The following is a 22,045-nucleotide window of genomic DNA, read 5'->3' as shown; positions in this document are numbered from 1 at the left end:
TGCCACGGTCTCGTACGCTGGAAAGGGGCATCGCCACGACACGAAGGAGGCCGACGACCATGGAGCACCGGATCTTCGGCATGAGCTTCGCGAGCATCTACCCGCTCTACGTGAAGAAGGTCGAGCGGAAGAACCACAGCCAGGACGAGGTCGACGAGGTCATCCGCTGGCTCACGGGCTACGACGACGACGACCTCGAGCGGGCGATCGACGACGGGGTCGACCTGCGGACCTTCTTCGCGGATGCCCCGGGGCTGAACCCGAATGCGTCGCTGATCACGGGCGTGATCTGCGGCATGCGCGTCGAGGAGATCGAGGATCCGCTCATGCAGCAGATCCGCTACATGGACAAGCTCGTCGACGAGGTCGCTCGCGGCAAGAGGATGACGTCCATCCTCCGCGGTTCATGACGAACGCCTCCCCCGTGGTGCACGGCGCCACCGTCGACGACCAGACCCGCTGCATCCACTACCGCACCGAGCTCGACGTGGTCGCGATCAGGTTCGCGTGCTGCGGCCGGTACTACCCGTGCCACGCCTGCCACGCCGAGGCGGAGACGCACCCGGCGCGGCGGTGGCCGCGCGACGCGGGGGGCGAGCACGCGATCCTCTGCGGCGTGTGCCGCACCGAGCTCACGATCGACGCCTATCGGTCCACCGACGACTGCCCGGCCTGCGGCGCCGCGTTCAACCCCGGATGCCGCCTGCACGCGCACCTGTACTTCGAGGACTGAGCGGCCGCCTCACGTCACGAGGGCGTGGAACAGCTCGTAGACCATGAACGCCGGCCAGAAGATGCCCTGGAAGAACGCCCAGATGAACTCCCAGAACTGATCGGCCTGCTGGAAGAAGAACACCCACGCGCCGATGATCCCGAGCCCGTAGATCGCACCGCCGCCGGCGAAGCACCCGGCGTTCGAACTCCTGTCAGCCATGTCGACCTCCAGGGCTCACGATACGCGCGCTACCGGCCCGATGGGCCCGGTTCGTCAGGCCGAGTCCGACCGTCCGAATCCCCGGATTCTCCGGCGTCGCCGTCGCCGGCATCGCCCTCACGATCGGACGCACCGGACTCACCGGCCCACTTCGTCCCCCGGAGATCGCCGCGCAGCGTCCCCGTGATCTCGTCGACGGCCGCGCCGACCGTCGGGGCGAAGCGGTCGGGCGTGAACCGGTCGGTCACGCCGTAGGCGCGCAGCACGTCGACGACCGGGTCCTTCATCTCGGCGAGGATGAGGCGGATGCCGTGCGAGGCGAGGTACTCGTCGAGTTCGATCAGTTCATCGATCGCCGTCGTGTCGATGCCCGTGATCGGCTCCGCCGCGAGGATCACGGTGTGCACGCCGGTCCCCGCCGCCCGCACGCGCGAGCGGACGTAGTCGTCGAAGATCCCGCCGTTGGCGAAGAACAGCGGCGCGTCGAAGCGGACGATGACGACGCCCGGGATCCGCTCGCCCTCGGGGTACCGCGTCAGGTCGTGGTAGCCACGGAGCCCCTTCACCCGGCCGAGCTCTGCGCGGTAGGGCCGCCACGACTGGTTCACGAAGGCGAGCAGGCTGAGCGCGATCGTGACGGCGATGCCCTCGAGCACGCCGACGGCGAGCACGCCGACGAAGGCGGCCAGCGAGAGGAACGCGTCCACCCGGTCCATCCGGACCAGCCGCACGAACCCGCGCCAGTCGATGAGTCGCGACGCCGCGGCGATCACGACGGCCCCGAGCGTCGCCTCGGGCAGGAACGCGGTGAGCCCCGGGACCAGCAGCATGAACGCGACGATGAGCAGCGCGCCCACGACCCCGGTGAGCTGGGTCCGGGCGCCGGCCTGCTCGGCGACGGGCGTGCGCGACGAGGAGGCCGAGACCGGGAAGCCGCCGAACAGGCCGCCCGCCACGTTCGCGGCGCCGATCGCGGCCATCTCGCGGCTGCCGTCCACCGACTCGCCGCGGCGGGCCGCGAGCGTGCGCGAGAGCACCGCGCTGTCGGTGAACGCCACGAGCGCGATGCCGGCCGCGGGCAGCGCGAGCGCCGCGACATCCGACCACTGCAGGCCGCCGAGCGCGGGCGCGGGGAGCCCCTGCGGCAGGGCGCCGACCATGGGCATCCGCTCGGCGAGCCCGAACATCCAGGTGACGAGGGTCGCCACGACGACGGCGACGAGCACGCCCGGCACGGGCGATCGCAGCCACGTCAGCACGATGATCACCGCGAGCGAGCCGATCCCGAACGCCGCGGCGAGCGGCTCGACCTCGCCGCCGAGGATCCCCTCGACGATGTGGGCGACCTGCGCGAACGGCGAGCCCGACTCGATCGAGAAGCCGAGCAGCTTCGGCAGCTGCGAGATGATCACGAGCAGGGCGACGGCGTTGAGGTAGCCGACGCGGATCGGCTTCGACAGCAGGTCGGTCACGAATCCCAGCCGCAGGAGCCCGCCGACCACGAGGACGGCGCCGACCATGATCGCGAGCAGCCCGGCCAGGGCGATCGCCCGGTCGTCGTCGCCGAGCGCGAGCGGCAGGATCGCGGCCGCGATGATCGGCGCGAGCGCCGAGTCGGGCCCGAGCACGAGGATCCGCGACGGCCCGAGCAGCGCGTACACCAGCAGCGGCACGCTCGTCGCGTAGAGGCCGGCCTCGGGCGGCAGGCCCGCGACCTGGGCGTAGCCCATCCCCGCGGGGATCAGCAGCGCCGTCACGACCACCCCGGCCCGGATGTCGCGCAGCAGCCAGGCGCGCCGGTAGTGGCGGGCCGTGTCGATCCCCGGCAGCCAGCTGAGCCCTCGGTCGCGGGTCATCTCGGGCGCATCGCCCCCTCCACCGCGACCACGGCGGCGACCAGCACCACGGCGATCGCGAGCGCCGCCATCGACGGCACGACGGCGAGCACGGCGACGGATGCCACGAACAGCAGCGTCCCGAGGACCCGCACGACCGGCCACCGCCCCTCGACGAGCCGGGCGAACACGGCCGTGGCCGCGACGAACGCGGCGAGCCCCGCGGCGAGCGCGGACGCGCCGAACCACCCGTACGGCTCCGCCTCGGCGACGTGCGCCATCGCGTCCTCGACGCCGAGCGCCGCGAGGATCACCCCCGCGACGATCACGAGGTGCACGTAGGTGTAGGCGTCGATCGCGAGCTGCACGCGCGCGGCATCCGACCGTCGTTCGAGCGCGTGCTCGCCCGCCTCGGCGAGTCGGCCGAAGTACGCCCACCAGAGCAGCACCGACAGCACCACGGCGAGCGCGGCACCCACCGCGATCGCCGGCCCGATCGGCTCGCGCGCGACGCCCACGCCGATCGCGACGATCGACTCGCCGAGCGCCAGGATGACCACGAGTCCGTAGCGTTCCGCCCAGTGCGCGGTCGAGTGGATGCGCCAGCCGCCGACGCGACGCGAGCTGAGGTACGTGAGGCCGGCGTCGTAGAGCCAGGCCGCGAGCCAGATCCAGGTCTGCCACGGCGAGCCGAGCCACACGCCGACGAGCAGCGCCGCGACCGCCGGCACCATGGCGACCGCCTGCGTGACCAGCACCTGGCGCCGGAGTCCGGCGTCCTCGCCCGCCGCCGCGAGGTACAGGGTCGCATGGATGACGCGCACGGCCGTGTACGCGAGCACGAGCACGAGCGGGCCGTTCCACCCGCCCGGCAGGTCCTCGTAGGCCTCGGGGATGGTGAGCGCCGCGATGAACACCGCGATCATCGCGGCGGTCATGCCGACGCGCATGCCGGGCTGGTCGGCGGGCGCCTGGTTCGCGAGCCAGCCGAAGGCCGCCCAGGTCCACCACATGAGGGCGAGCACGATGAGCGCCTGCAGGATGCCGAACGCGCTGTGCGTGTCGGCCATCAGGCGGCTCACCTGCGTGAACGCGAAGACGTAGACGAGGTCGAAGAACAGCTCGAACGTCGTGACGCGGTTCGACTCGCCGGCGGTGCGGAGGCGCCCGACGCGTCCGCCCGACGTGCCCGTGGGGCTCGGAACATCCTGCATCGCACCAGCATGGCGGAGTCGGTGCCGCCCGATCCAGAGGGGGTGACGGATGCCTCGGGCCCCCGTCACGCCGACGATGCGTCGTCCGGCGTCCTGACCCAGATCGGCGGATGCGGCATCCGATGCTCGCGATAGAGCCGTTCGGCGAACGGCGCCCAGACGATGACGGCCACGCCGGCTCCCACGAGCATCCCGCCGATCGTGTCGGAGACCCAGTGCGCGCCGAGGTAGGTGCGGCTCAGCATCATCAGCAGGGTGTACACCGCACCTGCGACCCAGACCCACGTGCGCAGGAAGATGATGCCGAGCGCCGTCGCCACGACCGCCGCGTTCGCGCTGTGGCCCGACGGGAACGACCCGAAGTCGGGCGTCACGAGGATGTCCTCGGGCCGCGGCCGCGCGACGATCACCTTGATGACGCGGGTGACCGTGGCGCTCGCGATTGCGGCCGCCACGTAGTACAGCGCACCCCACGGGCGGCGCCACAGCAGCAGGCCGGCGACGATGACCCCCGGCACGACGATGGTCGAGATGAGGCCGCCGCCGAGCGCGTTGAACACGAGCGCCGGCACCGTGAGGAGGTCGCTGCGCGCGGCCACCAGCACGCTCATGAACTCGACCTCGAACCCGAACGGCTTGTTGCTCTCGCGGTAGACGATGACGAGGGCCAGCAGCACCACCAGCGCGAGGGCCGCGCCTCCCGAGACCACCCACCAGAGCCGGGACACGCGTACCGGTGCCGGTGCGCCGGTCTCGGGCGGAAGGCCGGACGCCGGGTCGGGCCTCGTCGCGTCGTCCGTCGGTCCCGTGACGCGCTCGGTCATCCCAACCCCTCGTTGCCCGGGCGCTCGGCCGCGGCCTCCGACGCCGCCACCTCCTCGGGCGTGCCGACCCTGACGGTGCGCCACGTGTCGACGGCGATCACGATCCCGAGCACGACGAGCGACAGGCAGATCGAGGCGAGCGCGTCGGTCGCCCAGTGGTAGCCGAGGTAGATGCGGCACGCCGCCGTCAGCGCGATCACCGCGACGGCGACGGTATACGCGGAGACGGCGATGCGGGGGCTCCGGTGCCGCGAGAACACGAGGTAGGTCGTGATGAGCAGGAAGTCGGCGACGCCCATCACGTGGCCCGACGGGAACGACGCGGTCGTGTCGACGTCCATGAGCATGTCCTGTGCGGGTGGGCGCTCGCGGTCGATGAGCGGCGCCATGACCTGCACGACGATCACCCCCAGCAGCATGCCGCCCGCGAGCAGCAGCGGACGCCACGCGTGCTTCGCGAGGACGCCCCAGGCGACGGTGGTGATCACGATGATGATCGGCATGACCACCGGCCCGAAGACGACCGCGATGACGCTCATCACGACCGTCAGCCAGTCGCTGCGCGCGGTCTGCAGCCACGCCTCGACCGGGGCGTCGATGCGCGAGAGGTCGTCGGCCTCGGCCACGGAGTCGAACACCACGAGGAAGCCGACGAGGCCGACCACGATGAGCCCGACCGCCGTGAGCTGCAGGCGACGGCGAGCGGATGCCGGGACCACGCGCTCCTCGACGAGGAACCGCTCGTTGAAGCGGCGGAGCCGTCCCTGCCGCTCGCTCGTCGATGTGGCCATGGATCCCATCCTGCGACGTGGGGTGCGATCGACGACACGGGTTGACGCGCGCCTCTCAGCCCCCCGCGCGTCGCCCGCGCCGCACCCGGTCGACGGTCTCCATCGCGGCCACGACCGCCAGCACCGCGGTCGACACGGCGCCGACGGCGAGCGGCGTGAGCACCGCCGACACCGCCGCGACCGCCACGAGCCCCAGCAGGCCGGCGACCTGCGCCGTCGGCCAGCGCCGTTCGAGGAGCCGACGGAACACGAGCGTGCCGGCGAGGAACAGGACGGGTCCGCCGAGCACGGTGACGACCGCTGACGCGCTCTGCTCGTCGGGGTGTCCCAGGAGTTCCTTGTCGCCGACGCTCGCGAGCACGATGCCGCCGATCACGAGCAGGTGCACGAACGTGTACGCCGTGCGCGCGAGACGGCCCGGACTGTCGGAGCCCTCCATGGCCTCGGCCCCGACGCGCTCGCCGTGGTCGAAGTAGATCCACCACATCGCCGCGGCCGACGCGAACGCGAGCACCATGGCGGTCGCCGTCTCGGGCGTGATGTCGAGGTCCACGAACGCGAAGCCGGTGACGAGCAGCCCCTCGCCGAGGGCGATCAGCACGAACAGCGACGACCGCTCGGCGATGTGCGCGCCCGAGAGGTCCCAGCGGCCCATGTCCATCGGCCCCATCATGGGCAGCGGGAAGCCGAGCAGGGCGCCGAGCACCTCGAGGCCGAGCGCCATCGCCCAGAACGGCAGCTGCGCCGGCAGTGGGAGCAGCGCGCCCACGATCCAGAGCACGCTCCCCGCGGCCGTCCACGCGAGCACGCGCGAGAAGTCCCGCGCCGCGTGCCGATCGTGCCGCCAGGTGGCGTAGACGATGAACCCGGTGCGGCCGAGCTGCAGCACGACGTAGGCGATCGCGAACATCCACGCCCGCTCGCCGAAGGCGTCGGAGATCGAGATGCTCATGACGAGCGCGACGAACGCGAGGGCGATGACCGCGCCACGCACCGGCAGCTTCACCGGATCGAGCCAGTTCGTCACCCACGTGGTCGCCACCCAGGACCACCAGAGCGCGACGACCATGATCGCGCCCTCGACGGCGCCGAGCGGGTCCTGGTGCTGGTAGAGGTACGACGAGAGCTGCGTGAGGGCGAAGACGTAGACGAGGTCGAAGAAGAGCTCGACGTAGGTCACCCGGTCGGCGCGCGGCGTGCCCGTGGGCCGGAGCACGTCGCGACGGAGTCCGAAGGGCATGCCACATGATGGCACGGGCGGCAAGGGGGCGACCGGTTCGCCGTGCAACGCCGCAGGCGTCGTTAGCCTTGGGTGGATGGCGGGCGGCACCTCGGAAGCGCGGCGGCACGTCGCGACGGCCGCCGGGTCCGCGCTGCCCGACGGACGCCAGCTCGCGGTGACCTGGGGCATCCCCGAGCCCTTCGGCGGCATGACCTCGGCGCTGCTGCACCGCTCCCGCGCGTTCGTGCGGCTCGCGGGCCGCGAGGTCGACGTGGTGACGTTCGACCCGAGCGCCGATCTCGATGCCGCGCGCGATCGCCTCGTCGACGCGGGGGAGCTCATCCCCGGCATCCGGCTCCGCAACGTCTGGGAGGACCTTCGCGGCGGCCCGGGCGGATCCTCGGTGACCACGCGCGGCGCCGACGGCGGCCTCCTCGTCGAGCACCTCCGCGCCGACGGCAGCCTCGCCGTGCGCGACGAGCGGTTCCCGGCGAGCGCGGAGGGGCCCGCCCGGCTCATCACCGCCCACGACGGCGAGGGCACGGTCGTGCGGCAGTGGACCCGCGCCTGGGACTGCTACGCCGACTGGCTCGACGGCATGGTCGGCGACGAGCGCGCGTACGCCATCACCGACAGCAAGACCGCCGCCGAGTTCATGACGCGGTACCGGCGACCGAACGTCGTGTCGCTGCACCTGGTGCACAACTCCCACCTCGTCGGGCCCGCGCGTCCCTGGGGCGTGCTGCGGCCGTCGCGTCGGCGGGTGTTCGCCCACCTCGAGCGCTTCGACGGCGTCGTGTTCCTGACCGAGCGACAGCGAGCGGATGCCGCGACCCTCCTCGGCGACCCCGGCAACCTCGCGGCCGTCCCCAACGGCATCGATCCCGTCGTGGGCGAGCCCGACGCCGACGCCGAACGCGATCCCGCGGCGGGGGTCGTGCTCGCCCGCCTGACCACGCGCAAGCGCGTCGACCACGCGATCGAGGTGGTGCGGCGCTGCCGTGACCGCGGCGTGCCGGCGACCCTCGTGGTCTACGGCGACGGCCCGGATGCCGCGGCCCTCCGCCGCCGCGTCGACGACGCGGGCCTCGGCGACGCCGTGACCTTCGCGGGGCACCGCGCCGGGGCAGCCGACGCGTTCGCCCACGCCTCGTGGACCCTCGTGACGAGCACGTTCGAGGGCTCGCCGCTCGCCCTCGCCGAGGCGATGGCCCGCGGATGCCTCCCCGTCGCCTACGACATCCCCTACGGCCCGGCCGACCTCATCGCCGACGGCGTCGACGGCCTGCTCGTGCCCGACGGCGACCTCGACGGGGCGGCCGAGGCGCTGGCGCGGCTCGTCATGATGCCGTCCGACGAGCGCGCGCGGATGCGGGAGGCGGCGCGCGCGACCGCCGCGCGACACGACGACGCGCACGTGGTCGCGGCGTGGGGCGGAGTGCAACGCGACGCCGCCGCCCGGCACGACCGTCCCGCCCCGCCGCTCGAGGTCGAGCTGGAGCGGCTCCGGATGCGGTTCCGGCGCGGCCGCCTGCTGGTGTCGGTGACGCTGCGGGGCGCGCCGCGCGGCGCGTCCCTGGTGATCACGCTGCGCCGGCGCGGGCGCGGCGCGATCGTGCGGTCCCGACATCCGGCCCGCGACGGCCGCGCGGTGTGGCGGCTCGGTGAGCAGGCGACGAGCTTCGTGGGCGGGCGGCATCCGCTGACGTGCATCGTCGAGGTCGAGCACGACGGCACGCTCGTGGAATCGGGGCGCGTCACCGCGTACCCCGACACGCGGTCGGTCGCGCGACGTGCGGCCCGGCGACTGCGCGGGCGACTCGGCCGACTCGGCCGGCTCGGCCGGGGTCAGCCCCGCAGCACCGCGTAGCGCAGGTACATCACGCCGGAGTCGAACCGATGCTCGTCGAGCAGCTCGAGCTCGAGCCGGACGCCGTCGGGGAGCAGGGCCGTGCCCCCGCCGACGATGACGGGGTGGACGAACATGCCCACCTCGTCGACGATGCCCGCGTGGAACGCGTGGGCAGCGAGGTGCGGTCCGGCGATCGACACGTCGTCGCCCGACTCGGCCACGAGCCGTCGGACGTCGCCGGCGTCGAAACGGCGCTCCAGCCGAGTGCGCTCCGTCGTGACCTCGGCGAGCGAGCCCGAGTAGACGACCTTGTCCGTGTCCTTCCAGATGGCGGCGTACTCGCGCTCGGGCTCGGGCAGGTCGGGGAGCTCGTCGGCCGTCTCCCAGAAGCGCATGACCTCGTACATGCGCCGCCCCATGAGCTGGGTGCCGATGCGCCGCTCGAGCCCGTTCACGAACGTGTGCACCGCGGCATCCGGCGTGGCCCAGCTGAAGTCGCCCTCGTCGTCGGTGATGTACCCGTCGAGCGAGGTGAGGCCGGTGACGATGAGCGAGCCCATGGGAGCCTCCGTGTCGGGGTCGTTCCGCCTGCAGCGGCTACGCCTTCGGGCAGACGCCGAGCTCCTGCATCTTCGCCGTGGCCTGGTCGGCCGACCAGGGCAGCTCGATGAGGGGCTGCTCGCCGCCGGCGGCGGGCACCGCCTTCGACGCGAGCGACGCGAGGGCGAACGCCACCTCACGCACGAACGCGGGGCCGGGCGTCGAGTTGTTGAGCGCGACCACGACCGTGAGGCCGCTCGCGGGGTCGGTGAACGCGGCCGTCAGCGCTCCGGCCGTCTCGCCGGCGGTGCCGCGCATCGGCCCGTACTGCAGGCCGCCGACGCCCGCCGACTGCCAGGCCGGTGCGTCGCCGCCCAGCGGCACGGTGTTCCACTGCGCCCGCTCGGTGCGCTCGCTGAGGAGCGCGCCCGTCGCGAACGCCTCGCTCAGGGCGCGGGCGTCTTCGAGTGTCGAGATCGCGCCGGCAGCAGCGCCGCCCATCGAGCTCGAGGCCTCGGTGTCGTCGAGCAGCACGGCGCAGTCGACCGAGCCGGTGGGGGTGATCGACGAGTAGCCGCCCATGACGCCGGCGTGCTCGGTCACCGTCGCGGCCGGCACCGAGGTGTCCTCGAGGCCCAGCGGCCCGAAGACGTACTGCTGGGCGAGCTCGTCCCACGTCTTGCCCGTGCGCCGCTCGAGCGCGAAGGCGAGCAGCAGGATGCCGGTGCGCGACTCGCGCACCTGCTCGCCGGGCGGTCCGATGCGGTTCAGCGCCATGCCGTTCGCGAGCAGCTCGTTCGCGGGCCATACGCGTCCGGGATTGGCGTCGAAGCTCGCGCGCAGCACGGGGTAGTAGTCGGCCAGGCCCGAGGTGTGCCGGCACAGCTGCTCGAGCGTGATGCCGTCGAGCTTCGGGATCCAGTCGACGTACGTGGACACCGGGTCGTCGAGCTGGAGCTCGCCCTGGTCGACGAGCCGCAGCAGCACCGTGCACGTGATCTCGGTGGTCACGGTAGCGAGGCGGAAGCCGGTGCCCTTGGTCATGCGCGGCGGGTTCTCGCCGAAGTCCTGGGTTCCGGATGCCGCGGTCCACTCGCCCGCCCACGGCGCCCACACCCCGGCGACGCCGCCGCTCGAGCCGCTGAGCGCGACCGCCTGGTCGAGCACGCCCTGGAGGCCCTCGGCGAGGTCCTTCGACAGCGGGGCGTCGACGGGCGAGAACTGCGCCGAGGGATCGACCGACGTGCCGAAGCATCCGGTCAGTGCCATCGCCAGGGCCGCCGCCATCGCGGCGACAGGTCCAACCCGCCGCCGGGACCTCCCCGGACGGTCTGCCACCGAGCCCCCCTCGCCGTGCGTTCCGGTGCGATTGTAACCCGCCAAGGCGGGTTGGCCGATGTCCCATGACGCAGGAGCTTCGACGGTGTCGCGGCGGGCCACCGCGGATGCCCCGGCCGGATGCCGCCCGAGGCGTGTCCCCCGACGACCAATCCGTTCCCCGTGGTGCGCCGAACCACCGGCATACCCGGCGATCGCCGGGCCCCATCGAAGGAGGCACCTCATGCGCAACTCCCCGAACCGCATCGTCGCAACCGTGTTCGGCGCGGTCTACGTGCTCGTCGGGTTGCTCGGCTTCGCCGTGACGGGCGGCGTCGGGTTCATCGCCACCGAGGGCGGACTGCTGCTCGGCATCTTCCAGGTGAACCCATTGCACAACGTCGCCCATCTCCTGATCGGCGCCGCGCTGCTCATCGCCGGACTCGTGTCGGCGACGGCCGCCAAGACCGTGAACATCGTCGTCGGCGGGGCCTACCTGCTGCTCGGCATCGTCGGCTTCTTCCTCGCCGGCACCGCGGCGAACATCCTCGCCCTCAACACCGCCGACCACTTCCTGCACCTCGCGAGCGCCATCGTGCTGCTCGGCGTGGGGCTGGCGGCCGAGCGGACCGCACGCGTGGCCACGGCGTAGGGAGCCGGGCCATGACCGCACTGTCGGCGCTCGCGCGCACGTGGCCGATGCTCTGCGCCCTCGGCGCCGGGCTGGTGCTGCTCGCCCTCGCCGCCGGTGCCGGGGGGATGGCGGGCGGCGTCATGGCCGCGGCCGGTGCAGCCGGCCTCGGCTGGGGCGTCCTCTCGCTGCGGGCGGGCCGCGCCCTCGTGCCGGGCCTCGCGCTCGGCACGGGCGCGGCCCTCCTCGTGGGGGCGGGCGCGCTCGTCGGCAGCGGCCTCGCCGCGGCGGACGACGTGCCGGTCGGGCCGCTGCTCGCGGCATCCGTGTTCATCGTCGTGGTCGCCGGCCACTGCGCGGTCGTGCTGCGCAGGCGGGCCCGCCGCGTTCGCGAAGGCCGCGCGGATGCCGCCGCGCCACGGACCGCGGCCGTCGACGGGCGGCTCCCGCTCGTCGGCCTCGTCGCGGGTGCGTTGCTCGTCGCGGGACTCGCGACCCCCGCCCTCGCGGCGACCGAGGCGGGTCGGCTGGCGGTCCCGCACGGCGAGCACGGCTCAGTGGTGACCGACGAGGGTCACCACCACTGACCGCGTCCGGGGGTGCGTGGCGACGACATCCCCGGACGCATCCCGGGGGCGGCGCGCGACGGGGGCGCGTCGCCCCATCTCACGCGGATCGACGCACATCTCTCCGCCGTAACCCGACGCGCAGGTTACGGCTCCGAGGTCGGCCCGACCGCGTCCGCGTCGATCTCGCGCATGGCCCCGGCCATGAACCGCTCGACGTCGCGGTCGACCATGATGTCGCTCGGCCGCAGCGGCCGGGCGAGGTAGAGCCCGTCGAGTGCGGTGAGGCGGCTCAGCGCGACGTAGGTCTGCCCGGGGCTGAAGGCCCGCGACCCGAGGTCGACGACGGCCGTGTCGTAGCTCGCCCCCTGGGACTTGTGGATCGTGACCGCCCACGCGAGCCGCAGCGGGAACTGCGTGAACTCGGCGACGATCTCGCGCTCGAGCTTCTTCCGCACCGGATCCCACGAGTAGCGGTACTTCTCCCACGTCGCGGGCTCGACCTCGTGCTCCTCGCCGTCGACCTCGACGCGCAGCTCGCGCGTGAGCGACGTGACGGTGCCGATCGTGCCGTTGACCCAGCGCGGGCCCTCGCCGCGCAGGGCCACGTCGTTGCGCAGGAACATGACCTGCGCGCCGACCTTGAGCTCGAGCCGCTCGTCGGCCGGGAACGCGCGCCCGCCGAAGTCGCCGTTCACCTCGGCCTCGTTGGCCTGCGAGTGGCCGGGCAGCCGGTGCAGCTGCTGCGCGTTGATGCGGTTCACCGTGTCGTTGCGGGTCGCGAGCGTGATCGCGCCGTGCTCGGGCAGCGGGCGGCGCGCGCCCACGTCGTTGAGCACACCGGCGATCTCGGCCGTGACGCGGCCGTGCCGCACGGCGTTGAGCATGAACTTGAACTCGTCGTCGTGCTGGCGGTGCACCTCGCCGAGCTCGAAGATGCGCAGGTCGGCGTCACGCCACACCTTCGCGTCGAAGAACCACATCGACTCGTAGGTGTCGGCGAAGTAGCGCCGCTCCTCGCCGTCGCCCGGCACCGGAGCGAGCTGGTACGGGTCGCCGAACAGCACGACCTGCGCGCCGCCGAAGGGCTCGTGCGGCCGCTGCCGCGCCTGCCGCAGCGAGCGGTCCATCGCGTCCATGAGGTCGGCGTTGACCATCGACACCTCGTCGATCACGAGCGTGTCCATGGCGTTCAGGAGCTTGCGCACGGCGTCGTTCTGGTCGATGTCGCGGTCGGCGATGACGCCGATGGGCAGCCGGAACAGGGAGTGGATCGTCTGCCCGCCGACGTTCAGCGCCGCGACACCCGTGGGCGCGCAGATGACGATCTGCTTCTGCGTGTGCCAGTTGAGGTGGTTGAGCAGCGTCGACTTGCCGGTGCCTGCGCGCCCGGTCACGAAGACGTGCTCGCGGGTGCCCTCGATGGCCTGGTACACCGCGGCCTGTTCGCGGGTGAGCGTGAGGTTCTGCACTGGTGGCCTTCGGCGAGCGGATGCCGCGGGCCCCTCCCGCGGCGGCGCCCCTCCGGGCGCGCTCCCACTGTAACCGCGGCGCGCCCCTCGTCGGCCCAGGCGGCGGACACCTGTGGGTGCTCGCGCACGCCTGTGGATGTCCGGGCGAGCGACCGGCGCCCGCTTAGACTGTGCGGGTGGGGAGCTCGGGCGCGCGACGGGGACCGGTGTCGCCCGCCGCGATCGCCGGCTGGGCGATGCTCGCGGTGCTCGTCGTCGGGGCGTTCCTCGCCGCCCTGGGTTCGCTGAACCAGACCATCTACGGCGCCCCGAGCTTCGTCGAGCGCTACCTCGAGGCGATCGCCGCCGACGACATCGCCGCGGCATCCACGACCCCGGGCGTCGCGCTCGACGCCGGGGAGCTGGCCGCCCTCGGCCTGCCCGAGAACGTCTCGACGGCGATGTTCCGCTCGGACGTCGTCGAGAGCGGACCGGAGGACATCCGCATCATCAGCGATGTCGCCCTGGCGGACGGATCGCATTCGGTGACAGCGAGCTACCGGCTCGACGTGTCGATCGTCGAGACCACGTTCGACGTACGACCCATCGCTCCGCTCTACGGCGTGCTGAACCGTTGGGAGTTCTCGGTCAGCCCACTCGCCGTCATCGACGTCACGGCCGCGCACAACCCGCTGTTCACCGTGGGCTCGCTGACGCTCGACACCCGTGCGACGAAGTCGGGCGCCGACCTCACCGCCTTCACGCAGACCGCCCCGTACCTCGCCATCGCGCCGGCGGTCTACGAGTTCGGCTACACGTCGACGCTGCTCGAGGCCGTCCCGACCGACGTGCCGGTCGAGCCGTCGTCCCGACCCGCGGTCACGGTCGACTCCGTGCCCACCGCCACGTTCGTCGAGCGCGTGCAGGTGCAGGTGAACGGCTACCTCGACGAGTGCGTGGCCCAGGCGGTGCTGCAGCCGGCCGGATGCCCCTTCGGGATCGAGATCGACGACAAGGTCGTGAGCGACCCGGTGTGGACCATGATCACCTATCCGACGGTGACGCTCACCGCCGGAGAGACCGCCTTCGAGATGCCGCCCACCGAGGGCGTGGCGCACATCTCGGTCGAGGTGCAGTCGCTGTTCGACGGCGAGTTCTCCCAGCTCGAGGAGGACCGGCCGTTCATGCTGGCGCTCACGGCGACGATCCGGCCCGACGGGAGCATCGCGATCCAGCTCATGTAGCGTCCGGTGATCGACCCGCCCCGCGGCATCCGCTCGCCCGCTATCGGCCGGCCGGGCCCTGTGCGTCCTGCTCGGCGATGGCCGCGAGCCGCGCGTTGTACGCCTCGAGCTCGGCGTCGCCCGTGCGGTCGGCGTGCCGGTCGCGGCGGCGCGACTCCTTCTCGTCGCTGCGCGCCCATTGCACGGCAACGGTGATCGCGAGCGCGACCGTCGGGATCTCGCCGACCGACCAGGCGATGCCGCCGCCGAGCTGCTGGTCGGCGAGCGCGTCGGTGCCCCAGCCCATCGCGCCGTACCAGTCGCTCAGGAGCAGGCCGGTGCCCGACATGATCGCGAGGCCGAAGAACGCGTGGAACGCCATGGTGCCGAGCAGCAGCACGAGGCGGAACGGGTAGGGGAGCCGGTACGGCACCGGGTCGATGCCGATGAGCGACTGCACGAACAGGTAGCCCGTGATGAGGAAGTGGGCGATCATCCACTCGTGGCCGATGTGGTCGGTCATCGTCCAGCGGAAGAGCGGCGAGTAGTAGAAGACCCAGAGCGAGCCGACGAAGAGCGCCGCGGCGACGATCGGGTTCGCGATGATCGACGCGAAGCGGGAGTGCACCCCGAGCAGGATCCACTCGCGACCGCCCCGCGAACCGTCCTTGCGGGGGTGGATCGAGCGGGCGGCGAGCGTGACCGGCGCGCCAGGCACGAGCAGCACCGGCACCGCCATGGTGAGCGCCATGTGCGCGCCCATGTGCGCCGAGAAGAGGTACTCCTCGTAGACGTTCACGCCGCCGTTCGTGATGTACGCGAGCACCACCAGGCCCGCTACCCACAGCACGGTGCGATACACCGGCCAGTGGTCGCCGCGACGGCGCAGCCGCCACACGCCGGCGAGGTAGAAGAAGATGCCGAAGCCGCAGAGCAGCAGCCAGATGAGGTCGACGTTCCACTCGGTGAAGAAGCGATACCACTCCGGCCACGGCGGCAGCGGCACGCTCGTGAGGATCTGAGCGGGCGTGCGCGCGATCGAGCCGACCTCCTCGGTCACGGGCGTCGCCGTGCGCGCGAGGGCCGCGGCGACACCCGACGCGAGCCCCATGAAGGCGAGCTCGATGACCACGAGGAACCAGAAGTCGCGGGTCGCGGATGCCTCGGCGCGCGCGATCCGGTTGATGAGGAAGCGGCGCTGGAGCGCGCCGAAGAGCCCGAGCGCGATGAGCGCGGCGACCTTGGCGAGCACGAGCACGCCGTATTGGGTCGCGAGCTGGTCCCAGGTGCCGATGCGGAGCGCGGCGCTCGCATAGCCCGAGATCGCGACGACGATGAAGCTGATGAGCGCCACGGTCGAGTAGCGGGCCAGCACGACCGGCAGGCGGTCGGCCTCGAGCTGGTTGCGCAGCAGCACGATCGTGAGCAGCCCGCCGAGCCAGGCCCCGGCGAAGACGAGGTGCAGGCCGAGGTCGGCGACGGCCGCGTTGTGCCCGGCGGCGCCCGCCGCGTGGCCCTGCTGCGCCATCGGGACCAGGGAGAACACCGCGAGCGCGGCGACGAACACGAGGGCGGTGTGGTTGCGCACCGCGAAGCACAGCACGGTCACGGCGGCCGCCACGAGCGTCGTGGTCAGCCACGCCTGGCCGAGCTCGATCGACGTGACGAACAGCCCGAGCTTCTGCCCGAACGCCTCGCCGAGGTCGAGCGTCTCGCCCGTCACGACGAGGAAGGTGAGCACGCCCGTCGCGGCGCTCGCCACGGTCATCACGGCAGCGGATGCCGCGGCGATGTCGAGCGCGACGTCGAACTCCTTCTTCGACGGCGCGAGCGCCCACACCGCGAGCACGAGCGAGCCGATCATGCCGGCCGCGCCGAGGTTCACCAGGAGCTTGGCGACCGGGAGGCCCCAGCGGGCGATCGGGCCGGGGTCCTGGATGGGGAAGGGGGCCGCGCCGCCACCGTACGCGAGGGCGCCGAACGTCGCGAGGAGCGCGACGGCGAGGAGCACGGCAGGGCCGAGCACGCGGAAGGAGCGGGGCACCGAACCAGCCTAGACGGCGCGACCCGTGCGCTCGCTCGGAGCGGGCCGCCGCGGCATCCGCCCCACTCCCCCACTCCCCCGCCTCCGACCGCTTCGTCGCCCCAGTGGAATCCCGGTCGCGATTCCGCTGCGCGGCAGGAGCCCGGGCACGGCGAAGGGGCGCACGGCCACGCCGTACGCCCCTTCGGAGGTCGGATGCTACTTGGCGGCAGCCTTGAGCTTCGAACCCGCCGACACCTTGACCGAGTAGCCGGCCGGGATGTCGATGGTCGCACCCGTCTGCGGGTTGCGGCCGGTGCGCGCGGCACGGTGCGTGCGCTCGACGGCGAGCCAACCCGGGATGGAGACCTTGGTGCCCGAACCGACGGACTCGGCGAGCGTGTCGAAGAGACCGCCGAGCACGGCGTCGACGGTGGCCTGGCTCTGGCCGGTCGACGCAGCGATCTTCGCGACGAGCTCGGTCTTGTTCAGCGACTTGTCAGCCATTGAATGTCCTCCTCGGACTTTCCGCTGTTTCGGTACAGCTATCGATGAGTACTCGGGAACGATCGTTCGACCGCCCCGTGGCCGATCAGGCCGCCTTCAAAGTAGCAGAGAACCGCGGAAACACGCGGATTTCCGGGGCGTTCGGCGTCATCGGGGCACGGCGTGTCGCGCCGTCGAGTCCGCTCGGCGGCCGAGTGGATGCATCGACATGCTTCCGAGGCCGTCCGGGGGACGACGAAAGGGGCGCCCCGTTCGGGACGCCCCTTTCGCTCGAGCGATGGTTACCAGCTCGACTTCGTGATGCCGGGCATCTCGCCGCGGTGGGCCATGTCACGGAAGCGGACGCGCGAGACGCCGAACTTCGTGAGCACGCCACGGGGGCGGCCGTCGATCGCGTCGCGCGAGCGGACGCGGACCGGCGATGCGTTGCGGGGGAGCTTCTGCAGGCCGACGCGGGCGGCCTCGCGGGTCTCGTCGGTCCCGTTCGGGTCGACGAGCGCCTTCTTCAGTTCGAGGCGCTTGGCCGCGTAGCGGTCCACGACGGCCTTGCGCTGCTCGTTGCGCGCGATCTTGCTCTTCTTCGCCATGTCTTAGCGCTCCTCTCGGAAGTCGACGTGCTTGCGCACCACGGGGTCGTACTTCTTGAGCACGAGACGGTCGGGGTTGTTGCGACGGTTCTTGCGGGTCACGTAGGTGTACCCCGTGCCGGCCGTCGAACGGAGCTTGATGATGGGACGGATGTCCTGCTGCTTCGCCATTAGAGCTTCACCCCACGAGCCTGGATGTCCTTGATGACGGCCTCGATGCCACGAGCGTCGATCACCTTGATGCCCTTGGCGGACACGTTCAGGGTGACGTTACGACGAAGCGACGGCACGTAGTAGGTCTTCTTCTGCACGTTCGGGTCGAAGCGGCGCTTCGTCCGGCGGTGCGAGTGCGAGATGTTGTGTCCGAAGCCGGGAACGGCTCCGGTCACCTGGCACACTGCTGCCATTGGTCTTTCCTCCAATACCGAGGGGCGGATGCCCCTCCCAAGGTCTCTTGTCTGCTGACGATCCCCATGCCGAAGCCCGCGATCGCTCGCGTTCTCGGTTCGGGATTGTCGCGGTCTGGGCAGTGGAAGTACCCAGCCAAACGTCGAGTCTAACAGACGGGCTGGTCGCGGCCGTAATCGAGCGGATGCCGCGGGCCGGCGGCCGGGCGCGCAAGGTCAGTCGAAGTCCTGCACCGTCCCGTGGAGCGGGTACACCTCCTGCAGGGTCCCCGAGGCCGGCGTGATCACGAGGCGGTCCCCCTCGGAGGCGTCGAAGTCCAGCGTGCCGACCATGGTGAACTCGTCGATCACGAACGGCAGGCTGCGCCCGGCGAACAGGTCGGGACGGTCGAGCAGGCCGAAGTGCAGGTGCGGCCCGAGGGAGGGTCCGGTGTTCCCGAGCTTGCCGATGACGTCACCCGTCGCGACGGTGTCGCCGACCGCGACCGTGATGCTGTCGGCCTGCACGTGCTCGTAGGCGGCGTAGACGTCGTCGTCGATCTCGATGATCACGTAGTTCCCGCCGAAGCCCGTCTTCGCGTCGGGCGACTGGGCGACCAGCGGGGCGGACTCGGCGACGCCCTCGTTGATCGCGACGACGGTTCCGTCGGCGACCGCGTAGAGCTCCTCGCCGAACGTGTAGTACTGCTCGTTCCGGCTGCCGTCGCCCTCGTAGAGACGGTCGTCCACCATCCGGGCCCAGTCGACGGCGAACGTCTCGGCCGTCGCGATGCGGCGTCCGTCGATCGCGAGGCGCAGGTCGCGGTGCACGTTGGGCGTGCAGCAGGCGGTCGTGACCACCCAGTCGTCGCCCGCGACGGGCGGACTGATCACCGTGGCATCCGCGCGGTCGATCGCGACCTCGGGGCCGTGCACGACCGTGTCGTCGACGATCACGGCACCGGCCGAGTCGTCGGGGAGCGTGTAGTCGATCCGGTGCGTCACGCGCGCGGGCACCTCGCCCGGCGGCAGGATCAGGTCGACGTCGACCGAGACCGCCGCCGACGGTGCGACGACTGACGAGGCCGCCTTGGTGAACAGCTCCTGCGTCGCCGCCTCGAGCGTGTCGCCCTCGACCTGCTGGAGCTCTTCGCCGTCGGGACCGATGACCGTCACCCCCGTCAACGTCACCGGATCGCTGAACACGTTCACGACGAGCAGCTCGTACTCGACGTGCTCCATCTCGTCGCTGCCGAGCACCACGAGCGCATCCTGGATCGGCTGGACGAGGATCGCACTGACCTGGTCGGTCGGTTCCGATGGCGGTGCGGATGCCTCGGGCGCCTCGGACGGAGGCGGCTCCGACGCGTCGGTCGTGCCGAAGAAGCCCGTCTGGTCGAACCCCGTGCAGGCAGTGCCCGTGAGCATCACCGCCGCGGCGACGGACGTGATCAGGATCGATCGAGCGCGCATCAGATCATCCCCCAACGAGTGACACGACAGTCGTCATGATACGCGCGCGTCCCACGGGGCTGCGGCGGGGCATCCCCCGGCGTAGCCTCATCGCCATGGCGACGTGGGAGGACGTGCGCGAGCTGGCACTCGCCCTGCCCGAGGCGAGCGAGCACGTGTCGCGGGGCAATGCGCAGTGGAAGGTGCAGGCGAAGGGCTTCGTGTGGGAGCGCCCGCTGCGTCGCGCCGACCTCGAGTCGCTCGGGATCGCCGAGCAGCCGGGCCCGGTGCTCGGCGCGAAGACCGAGGACGAGGCCGTGAAGCTCGCGCTCGTCGCGGAGGATCCGACCGTGTTCTTCACGACTCCGCACTTCGACGGCTACGCGGCCGTGCTCGTGCACCTCGACCGGATCTCGCGCCGACGCCTCGGCGAACTGGTCGCCGAGGCGTGGGCGGCGGTCGCGCCGGCGCGGCTCGTCTCCGAGCACTTCCGGCAGGAGCCCGACTAGCCCTTCGGGATCGTGCGCCGCGAGAGCAGCGCTGCGACGAAGAAGCAGACCGCGCCGAGGGCGGTGCCGGCGTTCGCCCAGATCTCGTTGAGCAGGGTGCCCGAGTCGGGGATCACGTAGGCGCCGACCGCCGAGATGCCGAAGAACACCGACCCCGCGAGGTTCAGCCACGTGCCGTGCCACGTGCGCGCATCCCGATCCCAGAGCTTTCCGCGATCCTTCGTGGCGACGACGGCGAGCGAGCTCGCGACGAGGAACGCGATCGAACCCCAGGCGTCGGGGCGCCAGCCGATGCCCACCGCGTCGGGTCGCGCGATGGCCGCGGCGAGCGCGGCGCCCGTCGAGATGTTGAACAGGAGGGTGCCGGCGAACTGCACGGCCGCAGCCCACCAGTCCGCCCGGTCGGCCTGGTTCATCTTCGCGTGCGGCGCGACGCGCCCGCTCAGGCTGAGCTGGATGAACGCGGCGAGCGTGAAGAAGATCGAGCCGACGAAGAACGTGACGTTCGCGCCGACGACGCCGACCCAGTCCGCGTACCACGGCAGCGCGCCGACGAAGAAGCACAGCGAGCCGACCGCGAAGCCCCAGGCCTCGCGACGCAGCCGTCGCACGGTCGTGACCGGATGCCGCGTGGCGCCGCCCGCGGCATCCGGTGCAGTGGCGCCATCGCGCTCGCCCACCGCGCCTCCGTCGCCCGTCGAGCCCGGATCGCTCATCGAACCTCCGCGATCAGTGGTGGAAGGTCGGACCGATGCCCGGGTGCGGCATCGGCTCCTGGAGCGCGTCGAGGTACGCGGTCTCCGTCTTGATGTCACGCATGAGGTCCTCGGCGAGGTCCCGGCTGAGGCCGTTGCGGCAGACGATGCGCATGACCGTCTGGTCGGCCTGCTTGCCCGACAGCGGGTAGGCCGGTACGAGCCAGCCGCGGATGCGCAGCCGCTCCGAGAGGTGGTAGAGGTTCCACTTGTCGGTGTATCCCGGCTTCAGCCGCCACGCGAACACCGGGATGTCCGAGCCGTCGGTGATGAGCTCGAAGGGGTCGAGCTCGCCGACGCCGTGGGAGAGATAGCGCGCGACATCCTGCGAGGCCTGCTGGATGGCCGTGTAGCCGTCGCGGCCGAGGCGCAGGAAGCGGTAGTACTGCAGCAGCACCTGTGCGCCGGGACGGGAGAAGTTCAATGCGAAGGTCGGCATCGAGCCGCCGAGGTAGCTGACCTTGAAGACGAGGTCGTCGGGCAGGGCGGCGACGTTGCGCCAGACGATCCAGCCCACGCCGGGGTAGACGAGGCCGTACTTGTGGCCCGACGTGTTGATGGACTGCACGCGCTTCACGCGGAAGTCCCACTCGAGGTCGGGCTGGAGGAAGGGCGCGACCATGGCGCCGGATGCCCCGTCGATGTGCATCGGGATGTCGAGGCCGGTCTTCGCCTGGATCTCGTCGAGCTTGGCGGCGACCTTCGTGACGGGCTCGTACGCGCCCGTGTAGGTGACGCCCATGAGCACGACGACGCCGATCGTGTTCTCGTCGACGACGTCCTCGAGTCCCGTGCCGTCCATGAGCGGGTGCTCGTCGGAGGTGTCGATGAACCGCATCTCGACGTCGAAGTAGTTGCAGAACTTCTCCCAGCACACCTGCACCGCGGAGCTCATGATGAGGTTCGGCGTCTCGGTGGACTTCCCCGCCGCCCGGCGGGCGTGCTGCCAGCGGCGCTTCAGCGCGAGCCCGCCGAGCATGCACGCCTCGGACGAGCCGATCGTCGACGTGCCGATGACGTCGTTCCGGTCGGGCGCGTTCCAGAGGTCGGCGAGGATGCGCCAGCAGTACTCCTCGATCGCGGCGGTCGCCGGGTACTCGTCCTTGTCGATCATGTTCTTGTCGAACGCGTCCTTGTAGAGACGGTCGGCGTGCTCGTCCATCCACGTGCCGACGAAGGTCGCGAGGTTGAGTCGCGCGTTGCCGTCGAGCATCGTCTCGTCGCGCACGATGCGGTAGGCGGTGTCGGGGAGCATCGCGCCCTCCGGGATCCGCGTGTAGCGCGCGGTGGTGGCTTCGCCCTCGCGCGTGAAGGTCGGCTCGAGCGCCTCGTCCTGCATGACCATGTCCCCTCCAGGGTCGCTCGGCTCCCGGTCCCGCGTGCACGCGGAACTCGGAAGACTCTCGACCCCGGGAGGTGCCGGAGC

At 71.7% G+C, this 22,045-nt stretch carries 24 protein-coding genes; 7 read left to right on the top strand and 17 right to left on the bottom strand.

The window, feature by feature from the left end; translation table 11 throughout:
- Positions 1 to 59: 59 nt before the first annotated feature.
- The gene (locus ACWGO8_RS08285; protein ID WP_452042597.1) at positions 60 to 410 is read left to right on the top strand and encodes a DUF2200 domain-containing protein; all 351 of its coding nucleotides are present in this window, start codon (positions 60 to 62) and stop codon (positions 408 to 410) included.
- Positions 407 to 733, top strand: a complete 327-nt coding sequence (locus tag ACWGO8_RS08280) for a CHY zinc finger protein (RefSeq protein ID WP_452042596.1) — start codon at positions 407 to 409, stop codon at positions 731 to 733. Before ACWGO8_RS08285 ends, ACWGO8_RS08280 begins: the two co-directional genes overlap by 4 nt.
- Positions 734 to 742: 9 nt before the next feature.
- On the opposite strand, the gene ACWGO8_RS08275 is transcribed toward ACWGO8_RS08280, so the two are convergent.
- From ACWGO8_RS08275 to ACWGO8_RS08250, 6 genes are all read right to left on the bottom strand, one after another.
- Positions 743 to 934, bottom strand: a complete 192-nt coding sequence (locus ACWGO8_RS08275; protein WP_452042595.1) for a hypothetical protein — start codon at positions 932 to 934, stop codon at positions 743 to 745.
- A gap of 29 nt (positions 935 to 963) precedes the next feature.
- Complete coding sequence (locus tag ACWGO8_RS08270) at positions 964 to 2,790, bottom strand: SulP family inorganic anion transporter (protein WP_452042594.1); 1,827 nt, start codon at positions 2,788 to 2,790, stop codon at positions 964 to 966.
- Positions 2,787 to 3,983 (bottom strand): low temperature requirement protein A, encoded by a 1,197-nt coding sequence (locus ACWGO8_RS08265; protein WP_452042593.1) that lies wholly within the window; start codon positions 3,981 to 3,983, stop codon positions 2,787 to 2,789. The genes ACWGO8_RS08270 and ACWGO8_RS08265 overlap by 4 nt, the downstream gene beginning before the upstream one ends.
- A gap of 65 nt (positions 3,984 to 4,048) precedes the next feature.
- Positions 4,049 to 4,807 (bottom strand): phosphatase PAP2 family protein, encoded by a 759-nt coding sequence (locus ACWGO8_RS08260; protein ID WP_452042592.1) that lies wholly within the window; start codon positions 4,805 to 4,807, stop codon positions 4,049 to 4,051.
- Entirely contained in the window at positions 4,804 to 5,598 is a 795-nt protein-coding gene (locus ACWGO8_RS08255; protein WP_452042591.1) for a phosphatase PAP2 family protein, read from the bottom strand. Before ACWGO8_RS08255 ends, ACWGO8_RS08260 begins: the two co-directional genes overlap by 4 nt.
- Positions 5,599 to 5,653: 55 nt before the next feature.
- The gene (locus tag ACWGO8_RS08250; RefSeq protein ID WP_452042590.1) at positions 5,654 to 6,838 is read right to left on the bottom strand and encodes a low temperature requirement protein A; all 1,185 of its coding nucleotides are present in this window, start codon (positions 6,836 to 6,838) and stop codon (positions 5,654 to 5,656) included.
- Positions 6,839 to 6,914: 76 nt separating this feature from the next.
- On the opposite strand from ACWGO8_RS08250, the gene ACWGO8_RS08245 reads away from it, so the two are divergent.
- Positions 6,915 to 8,690 (top strand): glycosyltransferase, encoded by a 1,776-nt coding sequence (locus ACWGO8_RS08245; protein ID WP_452042589.1) that lies wholly within the window; start codon positions 6,915 to 6,917, stop codon positions 8,688 to 8,690.
- Here the strand turns inward: ACWGO8_RS08245 and ACWGO8_RS08240 are convergent.
- Both ACWGO8_RS08240 and ACWGO8_RS08235 read right to left on the bottom strand, forming a co-directional pair.
- The gene (locus tag ACWGO8_RS08240) at positions 8,669 to 9,232 is read right to left on the bottom strand and encodes a dihydrofolate reductase family protein (protein WP_452042588.1); all 564 of its coding nucleotides are present in this window, start codon (positions 9,230 to 9,232) and stop codon (positions 8,669 to 8,671) included. The genes ACWGO8_RS08245 and ACWGO8_RS08240 overlap by 22 nt on opposite strands.
- A gap of 37 nt (positions 9,233 to 9,269) precedes the next feature.
- Positions 9,270 to 10,481 carry a serine hydrolase domain-containing protein gene (locus tag ACWGO8_RS08235; RefSeq protein ID WP_452042587.1) on the bottom strand — a complete coding sequence of 404 codons (1,212 nt, stop codon included), beginning with the start codon at positions 10,479 to 10,481 and terminating at the stop codon, positions 9,270 to 9,272.
- A gap of 292 nt (positions 10,482 to 10,773) precedes the next feature.
- Between ACWGO8_RS08235 and ACWGO8_RS08230 the strand changes: the two genes are divergently transcribed.
- Together ACWGO8_RS08230 and ACWGO8_RS08225 are read left to right on the top strand one after the other, a co-directional pair.
- Complete coding sequence (locus tag ACWGO8_RS08230) at positions 10,774 to 11,181, top strand: DUF4383 domain-containing protein (protein WP_452042586.1); 408 nt, start codon at positions 10,774 to 10,776, stop codon at positions 11,179 to 11,181.
- Between the two features lie 11 nt (positions 11,182 to 11,192).
- The gene (locus ACWGO8_RS08225; protein WP_452042585.1) at positions 11,193 to 11,747 is read left to right on the top strand and encodes a hypothetical protein; all 555 of its coding nucleotides are present in this window, start codon (positions 11,193 to 11,195) and stop codon (positions 11,745 to 11,747) included.
- A 125-nt stretch (positions 11,748 to 11,872) separates the two neighbouring features.
- Here ACWGO8_RS08225 and ACWGO8_RS08220 read toward each other — a convergent pair whose 3' ends face one another.
- Positions 11,873 to 13,198, bottom strand: coding sequence for an ATP-dependent DNA helicase (locus ACWGO8_RS08220; RefSeq protein ID WP_452042584.1), 1,326 nt, complete (start codon positions 13,196 to 13,198; stop codon positions 11,873 to 11,875).
- A 176-nt stretch (positions 13,199 to 13,374) separates the two neighbouring features.
- Here ACWGO8_RS08220 and ACWGO8_RS08215 point away from each other — a divergent pair, with 176 nt between their 5' ends.
- Positions 13,375 to 14,421 carry a hypothetical protein gene (locus tag ACWGO8_RS08215; RefSeq protein ID WP_452042583.1) on the top strand — a complete coding sequence of 349 codons (1,047 nt, stop codon included), beginning with the start codon at positions 13,375 to 13,377 and terminating at the stop codon, positions 14,419 to 14,421.
- A 40-nt stretch (positions 14,422 to 14,461) separates the two neighbouring features.
- Here ACWGO8_RS08215 and ACWGO8_RS08210 read toward each other — a convergent pair whose 3' ends face one another.
- The 6 genes from ACWGO8_RS08210 to ACWGO8_RS08185 all read right to left on the bottom strand — a co-directional run bounded on the left by ACWGO8_RS08210 (position 14,462) and on the right by ACWGO8_RS08185 (position 19,376).
- Positions 14,462 to 16,444 carry a cytochrome c oxidase assembly protein gene (locus tag ACWGO8_RS08210; protein WP_452042582.1) on the bottom strand — a complete coding sequence of 661 codons (1,983 nt, stop codon included), beginning with the start codon at positions 16,442 to 16,444 and terminating at the stop codon, positions 14,462 to 14,464.
- 198 nt (positions 16,445 to 16,642) lie between these two features.
- Positions 16,643 to 16,930, bottom strand: coding sequence for an HU family DNA-binding protein (locus ACWGO8_RS08205; RefSeq protein WP_148733083.1), 288 nt, complete (start codon positions 16,928 to 16,930; stop codon positions 16,643 to 16,645).
- Positions 16,931 to 17,211: 281 nt separating this feature from the next.
- Positions 17,212 to 17,517, bottom strand: coding sequence for a 30S ribosomal protein S14 (rpsN, locus tag ACWGO8_RS08200; protein ID WP_148733081.1), 306 nt, complete (start codon positions 17,515 to 17,517; stop codon positions 17,212 to 17,214).
- A gap of 3 nt (positions 17,518 to 17,520) precedes the next feature.
- Positions 17,521 to 17,688 carry a 50S ribosomal protein L33 gene (gene rpmG, locus ACWGO8_RS08195; RefSeq protein WP_021760158.1) on the bottom strand — a complete coding sequence of 56 codons (168 nt, stop codon included), beginning with the start codon at positions 17,686 to 17,688 and terminating at the stop codon, positions 17,521 to 17,523.
- Entirely contained in the window at positions 17,688 to 17,924 is a 237-nt protein-coding gene (rpmB, locus tag ACWGO8_RS08190; protein WP_056727420.1) for a 50S ribosomal protein L28, read from the bottom strand. The genes rpmG and rpmB overlap by 1 nt, the downstream gene beginning before the upstream one ends.
- A gap of 216 nt (positions 17,925 to 18,140) precedes the next feature.
- Entirely contained in the window at positions 18,141 to 19,376 is a 1,236-nt protein-coding gene (locus ACWGO8_RS08185) for a M23 family metallopeptidase (RefSeq protein ID WP_452042581.1), read from the bottom strand.
- A 95-nt stretch (positions 19,377 to 19,471) separates the two neighbouring features.
- Between ACWGO8_RS08185 and ACWGO8_RS08180 the strand changes: the two genes are divergently transcribed.
- Positions 19,472 to 19,864: an MmcQ/YjbR family DNA-binding protein gene (locus ACWGO8_RS08180; RefSeq protein WP_452042580.1), complete on the top strand. Its 393-nt coding sequence runs from the start codon at positions 19,472 to 19,474 to the stop codon at positions 19,862 to 19,864.
- Here the strand turns inward: ACWGO8_RS08180 and ACWGO8_RS08175 are convergent.
- Entirely contained in the window at positions 19,861 to 20,580 is a 720-nt protein-coding gene (locus ACWGO8_RS08175; protein WP_452042579.1) for a hypothetical protein, read from the bottom strand. The two genes, ACWGO8_RS08180 and ACWGO8_RS08175, sit on opposite strands and share 4 nt — an antisense overlap.
- 13 nt (positions 20,581 to 20,593) lie before the next feature.
- Positions 20,594 to 21,964, bottom strand: coding sequence for a glutamate decarboxylase (locus ACWGO8_RS08170; protein ID WP_452042578.1), 1,371 nt, complete (start codon positions 21,962 to 21,964; stop codon positions 20,594 to 20,596).
- Positions 21,965 to 22,045: the final 81 nt, after the last annotated feature.

This window comes from Agromyces sp. NPDC055661 (genome assembly GCF_053618135.1).
The sequence above is the reverse complement of the archived record's forward strand: the minus strand, read 5'-3'. Positions and strand labels throughout refer to the sequence as shown.

What these genes read in the sequence shown, in the direction of transcription:
- rpmB (WP_056727420.1), bottom strand. Translation starts at nt 17,924, where the DNA reads ATGGCAGCAGTGTGCCAGGTGACCGGAGCCGTTCCCGGCTTCGGACAC.
- ACWGO8_RS08225 (WP_452042585.1), top strand. Translation starts at nt 11,193, where the DNA reads ATGACCGCACTGTCGGCGCTCGCGCGCACGTGGCCGATGCTCTGCGCC.
- ACWGO8_RS08235 (WP_452042587.1), bottom strand. Translation starts at nt 10,481, where the DNA reads ATGGCACTGACCGGATGCTTCGGCACGTCGGTCGATCCCTCGGCGCAG.
- ACWGO8_RS08230 (WP_452042586.1), top strand. Translation starts at nt 10,774, where the DNA reads ATGCGCAACTCCCCGAACCGCATCGTCGCAACCGTGTTCGGCGCGGTC.
- ACWGO8_RS08240 (WP_452042588.1), bottom strand. Translation starts at nt 9,232, where the DNA reads ATGGGCTCGCTCATCGTCACCGGCCTCACCTCGCTCGACGGGTACATC.
- ACWGO8_RS08180 (WP_452042580.1), top strand. Translation starts at nt 19,472, where the DNA reads ATGGCGACGTGGGAGGACGTGCGCGAGCTGGCACTCGCCCTGCCCGAG.
- ACWGO8_RS08270 (WP_452042594.1), bottom strand. Translation starts at nt 2,790, where the DNA reads ATGACCCGCGACCGAGGGCTCAGCTGGCTGCCGGGGATCGACACGGCC.
- ACWGO8_RS08250 (WP_452042590.1), bottom strand. Translation starts at nt 6,838, where the DNA reads ATGCCCTTCGGACTCCGTCGCGACGTGCTCCGGCCCACGGGCACGCCG.
- ACWGO8_RS08280 (WP_452042596.1), top strand. Translation starts at nt 407, where the DNA reads ATGACGAACGCCTCCCCCGTGGTGCACGGCGCCACCGTCGACGACCAG.
- ACWGO8_RS08285 (WP_452042597.1), top strand. Translation starts at nt 60, where the DNA reads ATGGAGCACCGGATCTTCGGCATGAGCTTCGCGAGCATCTACCCGCTC.
- ACWGO8_RS08175 (WP_452042579.1), bottom strand. Translation starts at nt 20,580, where the DNA reads ATGAGCGATCCGGGCTCGACGGGCGACGGAGGCGCGGTGGGCGAGCGC.
- ACWGO8_RS08170 (WP_452042578.1), bottom strand. Translation starts at nt 21,964, where the DNA reads ATGGTCATGCAGGACGAGGCGCTCGAGCCGACCTTCACGCGCGAGGGC.
- ACWGO8_RS08205 (WP_148733083.1), bottom strand. Translation starts at nt 16,930, where the DNA reads ATGGCTGACAAGTCGCTGAACAAGACCGAGCTCGTCGCGAAGATCGCT.
- ACWGO8_RS08275 (WP_452042595.1), bottom strand. Translation starts at nt 934, where the DNA reads ATGGCTGACAGGAGTTCGAACGCCGGGTGCTTCGCCGGCGGCGGTGCG.
- rpsN (WP_148733081.1), bottom strand. Translation starts at nt 17,517, where the DNA reads ATGGCGAAGAAGAGCAAGATCGCGCGCAACGAGCAGCGCAAGGCCGTC.
- ACWGO8_RS08255 (WP_452042591.1), bottom strand. Translation starts at nt 5,598, where the DNA reads ATGGCCACATCGACGAGCGAGCGGCAGGGACGGCTCCGCCGCTTCAAC.
- ACWGO8_RS08185 (WP_452042581.1), bottom strand. Translation starts at nt 19,376, where the DNA reads ATGCGCGCTCGATCGATCCTGATCACGTCCGTCGCCGCGGCGGTGATG.
- rpmG (WP_021760158.1), bottom strand. Translation starts at nt 17,688, where the DNA reads ATGGCGAAGCAGCAGGACATCCGTCCCATCATCAAGCTCCGTTCGACG.
- ACWGO8_RS08260 (WP_452042592.1), bottom strand. Translation starts at nt 4,807, where the DNA reads ATGACCGAGCGCGTCACGGGACCGACGGACGACGCGACGAGGCCCGAC.
- ACWGO8_RS08245 (WP_452042589.1), top strand. Translation starts at nt 6,915, where the DNA reads ATGGCGGGCGGCACCTCGGAAGCGCGGCGGCACGTCGCGACGGCCGCC.
- ACWGO8_RS08265 (WP_452042593.1), bottom strand. Translation starts at nt 3,983, where the DNA reads ATGCAGGATGTTCCGAGCCCCACGGGCACGTCGGGCGGACGCGTCGGG.